This window comes from Shigella sp. FC1567 (genome assembly GCF_001743015.1).
GTDB lineage: Bacteria > Pseudomonadota > Gammaproteobacteria > Enterobacterales > Enterobacteriaceae > Escherichia > Escherichia coli.
Genome location: NZ_MIIV01000221.1, coordinates 1 through 17,435, shown reverse-complemented (window position 1 = coordinate 17,435; position 17,435 = coordinate 1). Strand labels below are relative to the sequence as shown.

At 54.4% G+C, this 17,435-nt stretch carries 15 protein-coding genes, 3 pseudogenes and 1 riboswitch; of the genes and pseudogenes, 8 read left to right on the top strand and 10 right to left on the bottom strand.

Going from position 1 to position 17,435, the window contains the following annotated elements:
- Positions 1-34: 34 nt before the first annotated feature.
- From thiH to rsd, 7 genes and pseudogenes are all read right to left on the bottom strand, one after another.
- A complete protein-coding gene (thiH, locus tag BHE85_RS13575) occupies positions 35-1,123 on the bottom strand; it encodes a 2-iminoacetate synthase ThiH (protein WP_052270447.1) in 1,089 nt (362 codons plus the stop codon).
- A complete protein-coding gene (gene thiG, locus BHE85_RS13570; RefSeq protein ID WP_001466517.1) occupies positions 1,120-1,890 on the bottom strand; it encodes a thiazole synthase in 771 nt (256 codons plus the stop codon). Before thiG ends, thiH begins: the two co-directional genes overlap by 4 nt.
- A gap of 1 nt (position 1,891) precedes the next feature.
- Entirely contained in the window at positions 1,892-2,092 is a 201-nt protein-coding gene (gene thiS / locus BHE85_RS13565) for a sulfur carrier protein ThiS (RefSeq protein WP_001166241.1), read from the bottom strand.
- Positions 2,076-2,831, bottom strand: a pseudogene (thiF, locus tag BHE85_RS13560) (thiazole biosynthesis adenylyltransferase ThiF). Before thiF ends, thiS begins: the two are co-directional and overlap by 17 nt.
- Entirely contained in the window at positions 2,824-3,459 is a 636-nt protein-coding gene (gene thiE, locus BHE85_RS13555) for a thiamine phosphate synthase (protein WP_000284599.1), read from the bottom strand. Before thiE ends, thiF begins: the two are co-directional and overlap by 8 nt.
- Positions 3,459-5,354, bottom strand: a complete 1,896-nt coding sequence (gene thiC, locus BHE85_RS13550) for a phosphomethylpyrimidine synthase ThiC (RefSeq protein ID WP_001276939.1) — start codon at positions 5,352-5,354, stop codon at positions 3,459-3,461. Before thiC ends, thiE begins: the two co-directional genes overlap by 1 nt.
- Before the next feature lie 80 nt (positions 5,355-5,434).
- A riboswitch (TPP riboswitch) is annotated at positions 5,435-5,535 on the bottom strand.
- 52 nt (positions 5,536-5,587) lie between these two features.
- Positions 5,588-6,064, bottom strand: a complete 477-nt coding sequence (gene rsd, locus BHE85_RS13545) for a sigma D regulator (protein ID WP_000934301.1) — start codon at positions 6,062-6,064, stop codon at positions 5,588-5,590.
- A 94-nt stretch (positions 6,065-6,158) separates the two neighbouring features.
- Between rsd and nudC the strand changes: the two genes are divergently transcribed.
- The 6 genes from nudC to BHE85_RS13515 all read left to right on the top strand — a co-directional run bounded on the left by nudC (position 6,159) and on the right by BHE85_RS13515 (position 10,518).
- Positions 6,159-6,932, top strand: a complete 774-nt coding sequence (nudC, locus tag BHE85_RS13540; protein WP_000373946.1) for an NAD(+) diphosphatase — start codon at positions 6,159-6,161, stop codon at positions 6,930-6,932.
- A gap of 39 nt (positions 6,933-6,971) precedes the next feature.
- Positions 6,972-8,036 (top strand): uroporphyrinogen decarboxylase, encoded by a 1,065-nt coding sequence (gene hemE / locus BHE85_RS13535; RefSeq protein ID WP_000137674.1) that lies wholly within the window; start codon positions 6,972-6,974, stop codon positions 8,034-8,036.
- 9 nt (positions 8,037-8,045) lie between these two features.
- Positions 8,046-8,717 carry a deoxyribonuclease V gene (gene nfi, locus BHE85_RS13530; RefSeq protein WP_000362392.1) on the top strand — a complete coding sequence of 224 codons (672 nt, stop codon included), beginning with the start codon at positions 8,046-8,048 and terminating at the stop codon, positions 8,715-8,717.
- 42 nt (positions 8,718-8,759) lie between these two features.
- A complete protein-coding gene (locus BHE85_RS13525; RefSeq protein ID WP_000941117.1) occupies positions 8,760-9,350 on the top strand; it encodes a YjaG family protein in 591 nt (196 codons plus the stop codon).
- A 187-nt stretch (positions 9,351-9,537) separates the two neighbouring features.
- Positions 9,538-9,810, top strand: a complete 273-nt coding sequence (hupA, locus tag BHE85_RS13520) for a nucleoid-associated protein HU-alpha (RefSeq protein ID WP_001044513.1) — start codon at positions 9,538-9,540, stop codon at positions 9,808-9,810.
- A gap of 12 nt (positions 9,811-9,822) precedes the next feature.
- Positions 9,823-10,518 (top strand): DUF1481 domain-containing protein, encoded by a 696-nt coding sequence (locus tag BHE85_RS13515; protein WP_001084037.1) that lies wholly within the window; start codon positions 9,823-9,825, stop codon positions 10,516-10,518.
- Between the two features lies 1 nt (position 10,519).
- Here the strand turns inward: BHE85_RS13515 and zraP are convergent, their stop codons facing one another.
- Positions 10,520-10,945 carry a zinc resistance sensor/chaperone ZraP gene (gene zraP, locus BHE85_RS13510; protein WP_000828222.1) on the bottom strand — a complete coding sequence of 142 codons (426 nt, stop codon included), beginning with the start codon at positions 10,943-10,945 and terminating at the stop codon, positions 10,520-10,522.
- Positions 10,946-11,182: 237 nt separating this feature from the next.
- On the opposite strand from zraP, the pseudogene zraS reads away from it, so the two are divergent.
- Together zraS and zraR are read left to right on the top strand one after the other, a co-directional pair.
- Positions 11,183-12,558 (top strand): annotated as a pseudogene (zraS, locus tag BHE85_RS13505) (two-component system sensor histidine kinase ZraS).
- Positions 12,555-13,879 (top strand): annotated as a pseudogene (gene zraR, locus BHE85_RS13500) (sigma-54-dependent response regulator transcription factor ZraR). The pseudogenes zraS and zraR overlap by 4 nt, the downstream one beginning before the upstream one ends.
- On the opposite strand, the gene purD reads toward zraR, so the two are convergent.
- A complete protein-coding gene (gene purD / locus BHE85_RS13495) occupies positions 13,876-15,165 on the bottom strand; it encodes a phosphoribosylamine--glycine ligase (RefSeq protein WP_000866799.1) in 1,290 nt (429 codons plus the stop codon). The pseudogene zraR and the gene purD overlap by 4 nt on opposite strands.
- Before the next feature lie 11 nt (positions 15,166-15,176).
- Complete coding sequence (purH, locus tag BHE85_RS13490) at positions 15,177-16,766, bottom strand: bifunctional phosphoribosylaminoimidazolecarboxamide formyltransferase/IMP cyclohydrolase (protein ID WP_001187566.1); 1,590 nt, start codon at positions 16,764-16,766, stop codon at positions 15,177-15,179.
- Between the last annotated feature and the right edge of the window lie 669 nt (positions 16,767-17,435).

Sequence of the window (17,435 nt, the reverse complement as noted above, 5' to 3'; positions counted from 1 at the left end):
GCGAGGCCCGTCCCAGATAGCTGTCCCAGTCTTTTCATACCGGCTGCAAACCCTGAGCGGTTAACGCGGCAGCAACCGCTTCCGGTCTGCGATCGTCGTGCGGTGAGAACTGTTCCAACTCGGGGTGATTATCGGCATAGCCACCTGGCTGCGTTTTCGAGAAGGCGCTGACGTTATTGATCGCCAGCGGAATAACGCGATCGCGAAACCACGGTGATTCCCGCGTGGAGAGTGACAGTTCAATCTCCGGTGCAAGCAGTCGGAAGGCGCAGATGGTTTGCACTAACTGGCGTTCATCCATAATCGACGCAGGCTCAATGCCGCCAGTACACGGGCGCAGGCGCGGAAAGGAGACAGAGTAACGGCTTTGCCAGTAATGCTGTTGCAGCCATAGCAAATGTTCGGCAACCATATAGCAGTCAACGCGCCAGTTGTCGGAAAGGCCAATTAGCGCGCCGAGGCCTATCTTATCAATCCCCGCACGCCCCAGCCGATCCGGCGTTTCCAGCCGCCAGAAGAAGTCCTGTTTTTTGCCTTTCAGATGATGGCGGGCATAAGTCGCCTCGTGATATGTCTCCTGATAAACCATCACGCCATCCAGACCAAGCTGCTTTAACTCGGCGTATTCCGTCTTCGCCAGCGGTTGCACTTCCATTTGTAGTGAAGAGAACTGTTCACGCAGGGCGGGGAGATGACGACGAAAGTAATCCATCCCCACTTTCGCCTGATGTTCACCAGTGACTAATAGCAGATGTTCAAAGCCCATCTCCCGTATAGCGGCGCTTTCCCTGGCAATATCCGCTTCATCCAGCGTTTTGCGCTTGATGCGATTACTCATGGAAAATCCGCAGTACGTGCAGTCGTTAGCGCAAAGATTGGAAAGATAAAGCGGGACGTAGAAACTAACTGTGTTGCCAAATCGCTGACGGGTCAGACGCTGCGCCCGTTGGGCCAGTTGTTCCAGATAGCCACTGGCGGCTGGCGATAACAGCGCCATCATATCGTCGCGGGTGAATTGCGAGGCATTTAGCGCCCGCTCTACGTCAACAGCCGTTTTGCCGTTGATACGCAGGCGGATGTCATCCCAGTCCAGTTGTCGCCAGCGATCGCTGAAGGTTTTCATGCCGATGCCTCCAGAAATCCAGTCAGCGGGCTGGTGGCATGAGCAAAATGACTGCGGCTGCCCGGTCCGGACTGACGTGCCAGCAGGCCTGCTTCTACCGCCAGACGAAATGCCTTCGCCATGTTGACGGGATCGTCCGCTACGGCAATCGCCGTATTCACTAACACCGCGTCGGCCCCCATTTCCAGGGCCTGCGCTGCATGGCTGGGAACGCCGATGCCAGCATCGACAACCACCGGAACTGTGGCCTGCTGGATAATAATCTCCAGCATGGCACGGGTTTCCAGTCCCTGATTCGAGCCAATCGGCGCGCCGAGCGGCATCACCGCTGCACAGCCGACTTCTTCCAGACGTTTACACAATACCGGATCGGCCCCGCAGTAAGGCAGCACGACAAATCCCTGTTGTACCAGCATTTCGGCGGCTTTCAGAGTTTCGATGGGATCGGGCAACAGCCAGCGGGCGTCAGGGGGAATCTCTAATTTTAACCAGTTTGTGCCTAACGCTTCACGTGCCAGATGGGCGGCGAAAATGGCTTCTTCCGCTGTTTTCGCCCCGGAAGTATTTGGCAGCAGGGTCACACCCGCCGCGATAAGCGGTTCGAGGATAGCGTCGTTGTGCTGGCGCAAGTCGACACGTTTCATCGCCAGTGTCACCAGCTGGCTGCCGGAAGCGCGGATCGCCTCCACCATCAGTTGTGAAGAAGCGAATTTCCCTGTGCCGGTAAACAGATGTGAATCAAACGTTTTGTCCGCAATACGTAACATCTCAACCCCCTGCAATAACCTGAAAAAGCAGGATCTGGTCGCCATCCTGCAGGATATGTTGCGTCCACTGCTCACGCGGGACGATTTGCTGATTAATCGCCAGAGCCGCGCCCGCTTGTCGTTGGTCGAGTTGCTCCAGTAGTTCGTGAACAGTTTGCCCGGTGGCGCACTGCATCGGTTGATCGTTAAACAGGATCTGCATTGCTTCCTCCGCATACCGGGCAACCACTGGCGCGGCGCAACGCCAGGCTGCGCCACTGGCTCGATTTACCGTCGAACAGTCGGAGTTCTCCCGCAGGTGTCTCTATACCGCTTAATAACTTAATGGCTTCCAGTGCCTGCAAAGTGCCCATAACCCCGACCACCGGGCCAACCACGCCCGCCGTGCGGCAGTTGCGTTCTGGCTCCTGGTTATCTGGCCACAGGCAGCGGTAACACCCCTGCTCCCAGGGCGGCGTCAGTACCATCAACTGACCGCCAAATCCGACCGCGCTGGCGGTGATAAGCGGCGTGTTGAGTACCACGCAGGCGGCATTAATCTCCTGGCGAGTCGCCATATTGTCGGTACAGTCGAGCACCACATCGGCCCGTGCAACCGCATCTTTTAACGCCTCACCCGTTAACCGTTGTTGTAATGCTGTCAGTTGAATGTCGGGATTCAACTGTGTCAGTCGCTGTTGGCTGACCTGCGATTTCGGGCTGTTGATATCTTCAGTGGTAAAGAGAATTTGTCGTTACAGATTGCTTAAATGCACATCGTCGTCATCTGCCAGTACCAGCGTCCCGACGCCAGCGCCCGCCAGGTATAGCGCAGCAGGTGTACCCAGCCCGCCAAGACCGATAATCAGCACCTGGCTGTCGAGCAGTTTTTGCTGCCCGTCAAGAGCGATATCATCGAGCAGGATTTGGCGGCTATAACGCATAAAATCACGGTCATTCATCGCCAACTCCTGCAATTTCCAGCAACTGTGCCGTTGCCAAACGCCAGTCTGCGGCTTGAGTAATGGCGCTGATGACGGCGATACTGCCGACACCCGTTGCTATCACCGCAGGCGCGCGTGCCAGACTGATACCGCCAATCGCCACGGTGGGATAATCCGCCAGTCGCTCAACATGCCGTGCCAGCTGTTCCAGCCCCTGCGGTGCAGAAGGCATCTGTTTGGTTTGCGTCGGGAACACATGTCCCAGCGCGATATAAGAGGGGCGTGCTGCCAGCGCGACGTCGATTTCCATATCGTCATGTGTCGAAACACCCAGCCGCAGGCCTGCCGCGCGGATGGCATTGAGATCGGTGGCTTGCAAATCTTCCTGCCCCAAATGGACGCCATACGCCTGATGCTTGATCGCGAGCCGCCAGTAATCGTTGATAAACAATCGCGCGTTATAGCGGCGGCCCAGCGCAATTGCCGCCACGACATCGGCTTCCACCTCTTCATCGCGCCGATCTTTGATGCGTAGCTGGAGAGTACGTACGCCTGCATCCAACAGACGTTCGATCCACTGTACGCTGTCCACCACTGGGTACAGTCCTAAACGAAAAGGTACAGGAGGAAAATCAGGCTGATACATCACGCTTCCTCCTTACGCAGGTAGATTTCTCCGCCTCTGGCACGGAAGTTCTCCGACATATCCGCCATTCCCATTTCAATAGTTTGCGTGGCGGCGTAATCACGCACTTCCTGGCTGATTTTCATCGAGCAGAATTTCGGCCCACACATGGAGCAAAAATGGGCGACTTTACCTGACTCTTGCGGCAGGGTTTCATCGTGATAAGCGCGGGCGGTAAACGGGTCGAGGGCCAGATTAAACTGGTCTTCCCAGCGAAATTCGAAGCGGGCTTTCGACATGGCGTTATCGCGAATTTGCGCGCCCGGATGCCCTTTCGCCAGGTCAGCGGCGTGGGCGGCAATCTTATAGGTGATAAGCCCCTGCTTAACATCTTCTTTATTAGGCAGACCCAGATGCTCTTTTGGTGTTACGTAACAGAGCATCGCGCAGCCAAACCAGCCAATCATCGCCGCACCAATCCCCGACGTGAAGTGGTCATAGCCCGGCGCAATATCGGTAGTTAGCGGCCCCAGAGTGTAAAACGGCGCTTCGTGGCAGTGCTCTAACTCCTCGGTCATATTGCGGCGGATCATCTGCATCGGCACGTGGCCTGGGCCTTCAATCATCACCTGCACGTCATATTCCCAGGCAATTTTGGTCAGTTCGCCCAGCGTATGCAGCTCGGCAAACTGCGCTTCATCGTTGGCGTCCTGAATAGAACCGGGGCGCAGACCGTCGCCCAGCGACAGCGAAACGTCATAAGCGGCACAGATTTCACAAATTTCGCGGAAGTGTTGATAGAGGAAATTTTCCTGATGATGGGAGAGGCACCATTTCGCCATAATCGAACCGCCGCGAGAGACGATACCGGTCAGGCGTTTCGCGGTCATCGGCACATAGCGCAACAGTACGCCCGCATGGATAGTGAAGTAATCCACACCTTGCTCGGCCTGTTCCAGCAGCGTGTCGCGGAACGCTTCCCAGGTAAGATCTTCGGCGATCCCGTTAACCTTCTCCAGCGCCTGGTAGATCGGCACTGTACCGATCGGCACCGGACTGTTACGCAAAATCCACTCGCGGGTTTCGTGAATATAGCGACCGGTGGAGAGATCCATCACCGTATCCGCTCCCCAGCGCGTGGACCATACCAGCTTTTCCACTTCTTCTTCGATGGAAGAGGTGACCGCCGAGTTGCCGATATTGGCGTTAACTTTTACCAGGAAGTTACGGCCAATAATCATCGGCTCCGATTCCGGATGATTAATGTTGGCCGGGATAATCGCACGTCCGGCAGCAACTTCATCACGGACAAATTCCGCAGTGATATTTTCCGGCAGACGTGCGCCAAAGCTCATTCCCGGATGCTGGTGGCGTAAAACTTCGCTACGTATGCGCTCGCGGCCCATATTCTCGCGGATGGCGATGAATTCCATTTCCGGAGTGATGATGCCCTGGCGGGCGTAGTGCAGTTGGGTGACACGGCGTCCTGCTTTGGCGCGTTTTGGTGTTAGTACGCCGCTAAAACGCAGTTCGTCGAGGCCATCATCTGCCAGCCGCGCTTTAGTGTAATCGGAACTGCGCACGGTAAGTTCTTCGGTATCGCCGCGCGCATCGATCCACGGCTGGCGTAGTTTTGCCAGCCCTTGCTGCACGTTAATGGCGATCTGCGGATCGCCATATGGGCCGGAGGTGTCGTAGACCGGAATCGCTTCGTTTTCTTCAAACTGCGGCTGTTCTTTGCTGCCGCCGATTAGCGTCGGGCTAAGCTGGATCTCACGCATCGGCACGCGAACGCCAGAGTGTGTGCCAGTGAGGTAAATGCGTTTTGAGTTGGGAAAGGCGGTGCCTTCCAGGGTGTCGATAAAATGTTGGGCCCGGGCGCGTTGTTCGCGGCGGGTCAGTTTTGTTGCAGACATAGCTCATTCCAAAAAGTTAAGGACGTGGCTTGTCAGACGACGGATGAAGCAAGAGACGATCGCCGCAAAGGCGATGCGATAGCAGATTAACTCTTGTTCCCTTCGCAGGTATTAGCCTGATCAGGTTCCGCGGATCCCGAATAAACGGTCTCAGCCAGTTAAGGCACTCCGACAAGAAATTAGCCCCCACAAACGGGGCGTTGAATGTAAATTACGCGTTAACAGCGCAGAACTCAAGCAGGATGTTTGACGCGGGCGGCGTCAAGCACCAGCAGAATCAGCTTATCTTCCAGCACAAAGCGCGCTTCCAGCGCCTCGCCGATGTCAGATAAAACCTTTTGAAACTCAAGGTAATTATCATGATCGATGGCGGTTTCCAGGCTGGAATCGTAGTAATCCATAATCTGTTGGGTATTGGCTTCGAGTTGCGGCCAAATCTTCGCGGCGCGCGCGAGTTGCCCGTTGCCTTCCAGCTTATGAAGAATGCGCTCATAAATACTGAAATGTCCGGCAGACAAGTAATCGACCAGGCTCTGACAAAAATCATCAAGGGCTTTTTCGTTTAGCCTCATGTACGATTCTTTGCCAGGCTTAATGCCAACCAGATTGTAGTAAGCCACGAGCAGATGCTTACGTACATGTAGCCAGCGATCAACCAGTTTGTTACTTCCTCTGACGCGCTCCGTCAGGTTATCGAGCTGGTTAAGCATGATTGACTCCGCAAGTTTGTATTCAAAAACTGCTCAGTGAGAAATGTAAAAACCATGTTAAACATGCCAGTGATGCAAAGGTAGTGCAAGAGCTATGGATCGTATAATTGAAAAATTAGATCACGGCTGGTGGGTCGTCAGCCATGAACAAAAATTATGGTTGCCGAAGGGAGAATTGCCATATGGCGAAGCGGCAAATTTCGATCTTGTGGGTCAGCGCGCACTACAAATCGGCGAATGGCAGGGGGAACCTGTTTGGTTAGTACAACAGCAGCGGCGTCACGATATGGGGTCGGTACGTCAGGTCATTGATCTCGATGTTGTGCTGTTTCAACTGGCCGGACGAGGCGTACAACTGGCGGAGTTTTACCGATCGCATAAATACTGTGGTTACTGCGGGCATGAAATGTATCCGAGCAAAACCGAATGGGCGATGCTGTGCAGCCATTGCCGTGAGCGTTACTACCCGCAAATCGCCCCCTGCATTATTGTTGCCATCCGTCGCGATGATTCGATCCTCCTCGCCCAGCATACCCGCCATCGTAACGGTGTCCATACAGTACTTGCCGGATTCGTCGAAGTGGGCGAAACCCTCGAGCAGGCAGTCGCGCGGGAAGTGATGGAAGAGAGCGGAATTAAAGTTAAAAACTTGCGTTACGTGACTTCTCAGCCGTGGCCGTTTCCTCAGTCTTTAATGACCGCGTTTATGGCGGAATATGACAGCGGCGACATCGTGATCGACCCGAAAGAATTGCTCGAGGCGAACTGGTATCGCTATGACGATTTGCCGTTACTCCCGCCGCCCGGCACCGTAGCGCGCCGTCTGATAGAAGATACTGTGGCGATGTGTCGGGCAGAGTATGAGTGATGATACACTGACCGCCTGACGCACTAAGGAACAGCCAAAATGACCGAACTTAAAAACGATCGTTATCTGCGGGCGCTGCTGCGCCAGCCCGTTGATGTCACTCCAGTATGGATGATGCGCCAGGCGGGTCGCTATCTACCGGAATATAAAGTCACGCGCGCCCAGGCGGGCGATTTTATGTCGCTGTGCAAAAACGCCGAGCTGGCGTGCGAAGTGACTTTGCAACCGCTGCGTCGCTACCCGCTGGATGCGGCGATCCTCTTTTCCGATATCCTCACCGTGCCGGACGCGATGGGGTTAGGGCTCTATTTTGAAGCCGGAGAAGGTCCGCGTTTTACCTCGCCAGTCACCTGCAAAGCCGACGTCGATAAGCTGCCAATTCCGGACCCGGAAGATGAGCTGGGTTACGTGATGAACGCGGTGCGTACCATTCGTCGCGAACTGAAAGGCGAAGTGCCGCTGATTGGTTTTTCCGGCAGCCCGTGGACGCTGGCAACCTACATGGTGGAAGGCGGCAGCAGCAAAGCCTTCACCGTGATCAAAAAAATGATGTATGCCGATCCGCAGGCGCTGCACGCTCTACTCGATAAACTGGCGAAAAGCGTCACTTTGTATCTGAATGCGCAGATTAAAGCCGGTGCTCAGGCAGTGATGATTTTCGACACCTGGGGCGGTGTGCTTACCGGGCGCGATTATCAACAGTTCTCGCTCTATTACATGCATAAAATTGTTGATGGTTTACTGCGTGAAAACGACGGTCGCCGCGTACCGGTCACGCTGTTTACCAAAGGCGGCGGACAGTGGCTGGAAGCGATGGCAGAAACCGGTTGCGATGCGTTGGGCCTCGACTGGACAACGGATATCGCCGATGCGCGCCGCCGTGTGGGCAATAAAGTCGCGTTGCAGGGTAATATGGATCCGTCGATGCTGTACGCGCCGCCTGCCCGCATTGAAGAAGAAGTAGCGACTATACTTGCAGGTTTCGGTCACGGCGAAGGTCATGTCTTTAACCTTGGTCACGGCATTCATCAGGATGTGCCGCCAGAACATGCTGGCGTGTTCGTGGAGGCAGTGCATCGACTGTCTGAACAATATCACCGCTAAGGAGTGATTATGGATCTCGCGTCATTACGCGCTCAACAAATCGAACTGGCTTCTTCTGTGATCCGCGAGGATCGACTCGATAAAGATCCACCGGATCTGATCGCCGGAGCCGATGTCGGGTTTGAGCAGGGCGGAGAAGTGACGCGAGCGGCGATGGTGCTGCTGAAATATCCCTCGCTTGAGCTGGTGGAGTATAAAGTTGCCCGCATCGCCACCACCATGCCTTACATTCCAGGTTTTCTTTCCTTCCGCGAATATCCTGCGCTGCTGGCAGCGTGGGAGATGCTGTCGCAAAAGCCGGATTTAGTGTTTGTCGATGGTCATGGGATCTCGCATCCTCGCCGTCTTGGCGTCGCCAGCCATTTTGGTTTGATGGTGGATGTGCCAACGATCGGCGTGGCGAAAAAACGGCTCTGCGGTAAATTCGAACCGCTCTCCAGCGAACCGGGCGCGCTGGCCCCACTGATGGATAAAGGCGAGCAGCTGGCCTGGGTCTGGCGCAGCAAAGCGCGCTGTAACCCGTTGTTTATCGCTACCGGCCATCGGGTCAGCGTGGACAGCGCGCTGGCGTGGGTACAACGCTGCATGAAAGGCTATCGTCTGCCGGAGCCAACGCGCTGGGCGGACGCGGTGGCCTCGGAACGTCCGGCGTTCGTGCGCTATACAGCAAATCAGCCCTAATTCAGGTAAACTGCGGATAATTTCCGTATTTGAGAACTTAACATGTTACAAAACCCAATTCATCTGCGTCTGGAGCGCCTGGAAAGCTGGCAGCATGTCACTTTCATGGCTTGCTTATGCGAACGCATGTACCCCAATTACGCCATGTTCTGCCAGCAAACCGGTTTTGGTGATGGGCAAATTTACCGTCGTATTCTCGATCTCATCTGGGAAACGCTGACCGTTAAAGACGCAAAAGTAAATTTCGACAGCCAACTGGAGAAATTTGAAGAAGCGATTCCTTCAGCCGACGATTTCGATCTGTACGGCGTTTATCCGGCAATCGATGCCTGCGTGGTGTTAAGTGAACTGGTCCATTCGCGTTTGAGTGGTGAAACGCTCGAACACGCGGTGGAAGTGAGTAAGACCTCCATCACGACCGTTGCGATGCTGGAAATGACTCAGGTTGGTCGCGAAATGAGCGATGAAGAGCTTAAAGAAAACCCAGCTGTAGAGCAAGAATGGGACATTCAGTGGGAAATATTCCGACTTTTAGCTGAGTGCGAAGAACGCGATATCGAGCTGATAAAAGGCCTTAGGGCAGACCTGCGTGAGGCGGGTGAGAGCAATATTGGTATAATTTTTCAGCAATAAGACCAGAAAACGTGATTTAACGCCTGATTTGTCGTACTTGGAGTCTTCCCTTTCGCCCCCCCGTCTGGTCTACATTTGGGGGGCGAAAAAAAGTGGCTATCGGTGCGTGTATGCAGGAGAGTGCTATTCTGGCATTTCCGTCGCACTCGATGCTTAGCAAGCGATAAACACATTGTAAGGATAACTTATGAACAAGACTCAACTGATTGATGTAATTGCAGAGAAAGCAGAACTGTCCAAAACCCAGGCTAAAGCTGCTCTGGAGTCCACTCTGGCTGCAATTACTGAGTCTCTGAAAGAAGGCGATGCTGTACAACTGGTTGGTTTCGGTACCTTCAAAGTGAACCACCGCGCTGAGCGTACTGGCCGCAACCCGCAGACCGGTAAAGAAATCAAAATTGCCGCAGCTAACGTACCGGCATTTGTTTCTGGCAAGGCACTGAAAGACGCAGTTAAGTAAGATTGCGTGGCAGTGAACAGTTTTAACGAAGGGGTGGTTTCACCCCTTTTGTCTTTCTGGCGTCGATCATTGATGCTGGCTGGCGCTCTGCTTCTCACTGCCTGTAGTCATAACTCTTCACTTCCTCCCTTTACCGCCAGTGGATTTGCTGAAGACCAGGGCGCGGTACGCATCTGGCGAAAAGACAGCGGCGATAATGTGCATCTGCTTGCCGTGTTTAGCCCGTGGCGCAGTGGCGATACCACGACGCGAGAGTATCGCTGGCAGGGCGATAACCTCACGCTCATCAATATCAATGTTTACAGCAAACCGCCGGTGAATATTCGCGCGCGTTTTGACGATCGCGGTGATCTGAGCTTTATGCAACGTGAATCCGATGGGGAAAAGCAGCAGCTTTCTAACGACCAAATCGATTTATACCGTTATCGTGCTGATCAGATCCGCCAGATTAGCGATGCCTTACGTCAGGGGAGAGTCGTGCTGCGCCAGGGGCGCTGGCATGCGATGGAACAGACCGTGACCACCTGCGAAGGGCAAACCATTAAACCTGATTTAGATTCGCAGGCGATAGCGCATATCGAGCGCCGCCAGAGCCGCTCTTCTGTTGATGTCAGCGTGGCATGGCTGGAAGCGCCCGAAGGTTCGCAATTACTGTTAGTGGCAAACTCTGATTTCTGTCGCTGGCAACCCAACGAGAAAACGTTCTGATTTACCAGTGGCCCATACCCATATGACCGCCACCACCGCAGCCGCCGTAGCCCATGCCCATTCCGGCTCCGCGCGGAATACCCGCTTCAGCCATCGCGATATCTCGTTTCACCCGTAACTCATCTAACGACTGACGCAAATTCTCCATCTCTTTGGCGACCGCGTTAATTTTGCTGCTATCCGGTGGGTTCGCGGCTAACAGGGCATTGTATTCATAACGCTTCGTCACCAGTTGCTGTTGCAGTGCGCTGCTTTGAGCGTAAAAGTCATTATGGATTTTCTGCCACGCTGTCTGTTGTTCGCTGGTCAAAGGCGCGGCATTTTGCTGCCACATACCGTGTCCGCCGTGAGCAAATGCAGATGTCGATCCCATCGCCATTGCTGAAAGCGCCATCATTACCAGGGCAATTTTCGTGTTCCGTTTCATGGTTAATCCTCCAGTGGTTGTCTTACTTCGGGTATTGCATCTTCCGTGCCAACGATGAAACGCTGATATGACGGGTAATCTGGCATGATAAACGAGTAAAAATGACTCGCCTGCTGCGGGTAGCGAGTCATTTTTACTCATTGAAACTTAAGCCTTTGTGTTACAGCGCAGGGTAAGCGCTGATAAAAGATGGCATGATTTCTGCTGTCAGAAAGGGATGAGCAGGCAAAGAAGAAGATGCGTTTTATGCAACGTTCTAAAGACTCCTTAGCTAAATGGTTAAGCGCGATCCTCCCCGTGGTCATTGTTGGGCTGGTAGGGTTGTTTGCGGTGACGGTGATTCGCGATTATGGGCGCGAGACTGCCGCCGCCAGACAAACGCTGCTGGAAAAAGGCAGTGTACTTATTCGCGCTCTTGAATCCGGCTCGCGCGTCGGCATGGGGATGCGCATGCATCATGCGCAGCAGCAGGCCTTACTGGAAGAAATGGCCGGGCAGCCTGGAGTACGTTGGTTTGCGGTCACGGATGAACAAGGAACAATCGTGATGCATAGCAACTCCGGCATGGTGGGAAAACAGCTTTATTCCCCGCAGGAAATGCAGCAGTTACATCCGGGAGATGAAGAAGCGTGGCGGCGGATCGATAGCGCAGACGGTGAGCCTGTTCTGGAAATTTATCGCCAGTTTCAACCGATGTTTGCTGCTGGAATGCACCGGATGCGCCATATGCAGCAGTATGCCGCGACACCACAAGCAATTTTCATCGCTTTCGACGCCAGTAATATTGTGAGTGCCGAAGATCGTGAGCAGAGAAACACCCTGATTATCCTCTTCGCCCTGGCGACGGTCTTGCTGGCAAGCGTATTGTCATTCTTCTGGTATCGCCGCTATCTGCGCTCGCGCAGCTTCTACAAGATGAAATGAAGCGCAAAGAGAAGCTGGTGGCACTGGGGCATCTGGCGGCAGGCGTTGCCCACGAAATCCGTAATCCACTTTCCTCAATTAAAGGGCTGGCGAAATACTTTGCCGAACGCGCGCCAGCAGGGGGAGAAGCGCATCAACTGGCGCAGGTGATGGCGAAAGAAGCCGACCGTTTAAACCGCGTGGTAAGCGAGTTGCTGGAACTGGTTAAGCCAACGCATCTGGCTTTGCAGGCGGTGGATCTCAACACGCTGATTAACCACTCATTACAGCTGGTAAGCCAGGATGCAAACAGCCGGGAGATCCAGTTACGCTTTACCGCCAACGACACATTACCGGAAATTCAGGCCGATCCGGACAGGCTGACTCAGGTCCTGTTGAATCTCTATCTCAATGCTATTCAGGCGATTGTTCAGCATGGCGTGATTAGCGTGACGGTCAGCGAAAGCGGCGCGGGCGTGAAAATCAGCGTTACCGACAGCGGTAAGGGAATTGCGGCAGATCAGCTTGAAGCCATCTTCACTCCGTACTTCACCACCAAAGCCGAAGGCACCGGATTGGGGCTGGCGGTCGTGCATAATATTGTTGAACAACACGGTGGTACAATTCAGGTCGCAAGCCAGGAGGGAAAAGGCTCAACGTTCACCCTCTGGCTTCCGGTCAATATTACGCGTAAGGACCCACAAGGATGACGCACGATAATATCGATATTCTGGTGGTGGATGATGACATTAGCCACTGCACTATTTTGCAGGCTTTACTGCGCGGCTGGGGCTATAACGTCGCGCTGGCGAACAGCGGGCGACAGGCGCTGGAGCAGGTGCGGGAACAGGTTTTTGATCTTGTGCTTTGCGATGTGCGAATGGCGGAGATGGACGGCATCGCCACGCTGAAAGAGATCAAAGCGTTAAACCCGGCAATTCCGGTGCTGATTATGACTGCGTACTCCAGCGTCGAGACGGCGGTAGAGGCACTGAAAACTGGGGCGCTGGATTATCTCATCAAGCCGCTGGATTTCGATAACCTACAGGCGACGCTGGAAAAGGCGCTCGCGCATACGCACAGTATTGATGCTGAAACACCTGCGGTGACTGCCAGCCAGTTCGGTATGGTCGGTAAAAGCCCGGCGATGCAACACCTGCTCAGTGAAATCGCCCTCGTCGCGCCATCGGAAGCCACAGTGCTGATCCACGGCGATTCCGGCACCGGTAAAGAGCTGGTCGCCAGGGCGATTCACGCCAGTAGCGCACGTAGCGAAAAACCGCTGGTAACGCTCAACTGTGCGGCACTCAACGAATCCTTGCTGGAATCTGAATTGTTCGGTCACGAAAAAGGGGCGTTTACTGGAGCCGATAAACGCCGGGAAGGGCGCTTTGTTGAGGCGGACGGCGGCACGCTGTTTCTCGATGAAATTGGCGATATCTCGCCGATGATGCAGGTGCGTCTGCTGCGTGCGATTCAGGAGCGCGAAGTTCAGCGTGTCGGTAGCAACCAGACTATCTCGGTTGATGTCCGGCTGATTGCGGCGACCCATCGCGATCTTGCCGCAGAGGTGAATGCCGGGCGTTTTCGCCAGGATCTCTACTATCGCCTGAATGTGGTGGCGATTGAAGTACCATCGCTGCGGCAACGGCGGGAAGATATCCCTCTGCTGGCTGGCCATTTTCTGCAGCGCTTTGCCGGGCGTAATCGCAAGGCGGTAAAAGGTTTTACGCCCCAGGCGATGGATCTGTTGATTCATTACGACTGGCCGGGAAATATTCGTGAGCTGGAAAACGCGGTGGAACGGGCAGTGGTGCTGCTGCCGGGGAATATATTTCCGAACGCGAGCTGCCGCTGGCGATTGCCAGTACGCCGATCCCGCTGGGGCAAAGTCAGGATATTCAGCCGCTGGTGGAAGTGGAAAAAGAGGTGATTCTGGCGGCACTGGAGAAAACGGGCGGCAACAAAACTGAAGCCGCCCGTCAGTTAGGGATCACGCGTAAAACGTTATTGGCAAAACTGTCGCGTTAGTTCTGCTCGCGTTCGATAGCACGCCAGCCGATATCTTTCCGGCAGAAGCAGTCGTCCCAGTGGATATCGGTCATTAAGGCATAGGCGCGTTTCTGCGCTTCTGCCACGGTATGACCCAGCGCGGTGACGCACAGTACGCGCCCGCCGTTGGTCACTACCTGCTCGTCATCCGCCAGTTTTGTGCCCGCGTGGAACACTTTGCCGCCTGCCACTTCTTCCAGCAGCAGGCCGTGGATCACGTCACCGGTGCGGTAATCACCCGGATATCCACCCGCAGCCATCACCACGCCGAGAGAAGCGCGTTCATCCCACTCGGACGTTTTCTCGTCCAGTTTGCTTTCACAGGCCGCCAGGCAGAGCTCAACCAGATCGGACTTCATGCGCAGCATAATCGGCTGGGTTTCCGGATCGCCAAAGCGGCAGTTAAATTCAATAACCTTCGGATTGCCCTGTTTGTCGATCATCAGGCCCGCGTAGAGAAAACCGGTGTAGGTGTTGCCTTCCGCCGCCATGCCTTTCACGGTTGGCCAGATAATACGTTCCATGGTGCGCTGATGAACGTCATCGGTTACTACCGGCGCGGGGGAGTAAGCGCCCATCCCGCCGGTGTTTGGTCCGGTATCTTTATCGCCTACGCGTTTGTGATCCTGGCTGGTAGCCATCGGCAGCACATGCTCGCCGTCCACCATCACGATAAAGCTCGCTTCTTCGCCATCGAGGAACTCTTCGATAACGATGCGATGACCCGCGTCGCCAAAAGCGTTGCCCGCCAGCATATCGTGAACAGCCGCTTCCGCTTCTTCCAGCGTCATCGCCACGATAACGCCTTTCCCGGCAGCCAGACCGTCCGCTTTAATGACGATTGGCGCGCCTTTCTCACGCAGATACGCCAGCGCAGGTTCTACCTCGGTGAAGTTCTGGTATTCCGCCGTAGGGATCTTATGGCGGGCCAGGAAATCTTTGGTAAACGCTTTTGAGCCTTCCAGTTGGGCCGCACCTGCGGTTGGGCCGAAGATTTTCAGCCCGGCGGCGCGGAAGGTATCGACCACGCCTTTCACCAGCGGCGCTTCCGGGCCGACGATGGTCAGATCAATCTTTTCGTTTTGTGCGAAATCCAACAGCGCCGGGATATCGGTCACGCCAATAGCAACGTTTTGCAGCGCGGGTTCCAGCGCAGTGCCTGCATTACCCGGAGCAACAAAAACAGTCTCAACCAGCGGCGACTGGGCCGCTTTCCAGGCCAGCGCGTGCTCGCGCCCGCCGTTACCAATCACTAATACTTTCATCTATTGCTCCATTAATGGCGGAAGTGGCGCATGTCGGTGAAGAGCATCGCAATACCGTGCTCGTCGGCGGCGGCAATCACTTCGTCATCACGGATGGAACCGCCAGGCTGGATTACGCAGGTCACGCCCGCAGCGGCGGCGGCATCAATACCGTCGCGGAACGGGAAGAACGCGTCAGAAGCCATCGAGGAACCTTTCACTTCCAGGCCTTCATCGGCAGCTTTAATACCGGCGATTTTCGCGGAGTACACGCGGCTCATCTGGCCCGCGCCAATACCGATGGTCATATTGTTTTTGGCATAGACGATAGCATTGGATTTCACGAACTTCGCCACTTTCCAGCAGAACAGCGCATCGCGCAGTTCCTGTTCGGTCGGCTGACGTTGGGTGACGACGCGCAGTTCTTCCGCACCGACCATCCCCAGGTCACGATCCTGAACCAGCAGACCGCCGTTCACGCGTTTGAAATCAAGACCCGGAACACGCTCGCCCCACTGACCGCAGGTCAGAACGCGTACGTTCTGCTTGGCGGCGGTGATTTTCAGGGCTTCTTCGCTGGCGGAAGGCGCAATAATCACTTCGACAAACTGACGAGAAATGATGGCCTGTGCGGTTTCCGCATCTAGCTCGCGGTTAAAGGCAATGATGCCGCCGAATGCGGAGGTTGGGTCGGTTTTGTACGCGCGATCGTAAGCATCAAGAATGGAATTGCCGATAGCTACACCGCAAGGGTTGGCGTGCTTCACAATCACACATGCCGGCTCGGCGAACTCTTTCACGCACTCCAGCGCCGCATCGGTATCGGCGATGTTGTTATAAGAGAGGGCTTTACCCTGAACCTGGGTTGCGGTAGCAACGGAGGCTTCTTTCACATTCTCTTCTATATAGAAGGCAGCCTGCTGGTGGCTGTTCTCGCCGTAACGCATATCCTGCTTCTTAATGAAGTTCAGGTTCAGCGTGCGTGGGAAGCGACCGGCGGCTTCTTTGCTTTCACCGTGGTACGCCGGAACCATGCTGCCGAAGTAGTTGGCAATCATGCTGTCGTAGGCGGCAGTGTGTTCGAAGGCTTTGATGGCGAGGTCGAAACGGGTTGCAAGCGTCAGCGATCCTTCGTTGTCATCCATCTCTTTAATAATGGCGTCGTAGTCGCTGCTCTTCACCACGATTGCGACATCTTTATGGTTCTTAGCGGCGGAGCGCACCATGGTCGGGCCGCCGATATCGATGTTCTCAACCGCATCTTCCAGCGAGCAGCCTTCACGAGCAACAGTCTGGGCGAACGGATACAGGTTAACAACCACCATATCGATAGGCTGGATCTGATGTTCTTCCATAATGGCATCGTCCTGGCCGCGACGGCCCAGAATGCCACCATGTACTTTCGGATGCAGGGTCTTCACGCGTCCATCCATCATCTCCGGGAAACCGGTGTAATCGGAAACTTCGGTTACCGGCAGACCTTTTTCTGCTAACAGACGGGCAGTGCCCCCTGTAGACAGCAGCTCCACACCGCGTGCGGAAAGTGCCTGGGCGAATTCGACGATACCGGCTTTGTCAGAAACACTGAGCAGAGCGCGGCGGACTGGACGACGTTGTTGCATGGTAAATCCCCTGGATTTGACTATTACAGAGAGCGTTAGCTGAATTTTTCGCGAAAAACTCAGCTAACGCCCCTAACGGGGCATCCTTATTTTTCGCCCGCATTGTAACGAAAACGTTTGCGCAACGCTCGCGAATTTTTCTCTTTCAATGGTGATCACAATTTTGACAGTGGCTACCGTGGGAAAAATACAGAAATTACATTGATGATTGTGGATAACTCTGTGCGTAAAAAGGTATAAAGCGGGGTTTTGCTGGGGAATGCAGCAGTCAGTCATTTTTCTGCAATTTTTCTATTGCGGCCTGCGGAGAACTCCCTATAATGCACCTCCATCGACACGGCGGATGTGAATCACTTCACACAAACAGCCGGTTCGGTTGAAGAGAAAAACCCTGAAATTCAGGGTTGACTCTGAAAGAGGAAAGCGTAATATACGCCACACTCACGACAGTGCGCTAAAGCTCGTCGCAACTGCTCTTTAACAATTTATCAGACAATCTGTGTGGGCACTCGAAGATACGGATTCTTAACGTCGCAAGACGAAAAATGAATACCAAGTCTCAAGAGTGAACACGTAATTCATTACGAAGTTTAATTCTTTGAGCATCAAACTTTTAAATTGAAGAGTTTGATCATGGCTCAGATTGAACGCTGGCGGCAGGCCTAACAC

Bases quoted from the DNA above. Each gene is read 5' to 3' on its own strand.
- hemE (WP_000137674.1), top strand. From the start codon at position 6,972: ATGACCGAACTTAAAAACGATCGTTATCTGCGGGCGCTGCTGCGCCAG.
- BHE85_RS13525 (WP_000941117.1), top strand. From the start codon at position 8,760: ATGTTACAAAACCCAATTCATCTGCGTCTGGAGCGCCTGGAAAGCTGG.
- thiC (WP_001276939.1), bottom strand. From the start codon at position 5,354: ATGTCTGCAACAAAACTGACCCGCCGCGAACAACGCGCCCGGGCCCAA.
- thiS (WP_001166241.1), bottom strand. From the start codon at position 2,092: ATGCAGATCCTGTTTAACGATCAACCGATGCAGTGCGCCACCGGGCAA.
- thiH (WP_052270447.1), bottom strand. From the start codon at position 1,123: ATGAAAACCTTCAGCGATCGCTGGCGACAACTGGACTGGGATGACATC.
- purH (WP_001187566.1), bottom strand. From the start codon at position 16,766: ATGCAACAACGTCGTCCAGTCCGCCGCGCTCTGCTCAGTGTTTCTGAC.
- nfi (WP_000362392.1), top strand. From the start codon at position 8,046: ATGGATCTCGCGTCATTACGCGCTCAACAAATCGAACTGGCTTCTTCT.
- thiE (WP_000284599.1), bottom strand. From the start codon at position 3,459: ATGTATCAGCCTGATTTTCCTCCTGTACCTTTTCGTTTAGGACTGTAC.
- rsd (WP_000934301.1), bottom strand. From the start codon at position 6,064: ATGCTTAACCAGCTCGATAACCTGACGGAGCGCGTCAGAGGAAGTAAC.
- nudC (WP_000373946.1), top strand. From the start codon at position 6,159: ATGGATCGTATAATTGAAAAATTAGATCACGGCTGGTGGGTCGTCAGC.
- zraP (WP_000828222.1), bottom strand. From the start codon at position 10,945: ATGAAACGGAACACGAAAATTGCCCTGGTAATGATGGCGCTTTCAGCA.
- thiG (WP_001466517.1), bottom strand. From the start codon at position 1,890: ATGTTACGTATTGCGGACAAAACGTTTGATTCACATCTGTTTACCGGC.
- purD (WP_000866799.1), bottom strand. From the start codon at position 15,165: ATGAAAGTATTAGTGATTGGTAACGGCGGGCGCGAGCACGCGCTGGCC.
- hupA (WP_001044513.1), top strand. From the start codon at position 9,538: ATGAACAAGACTCAACTGATTGATGTAATTGCAGAGAAAGCAGAACTG.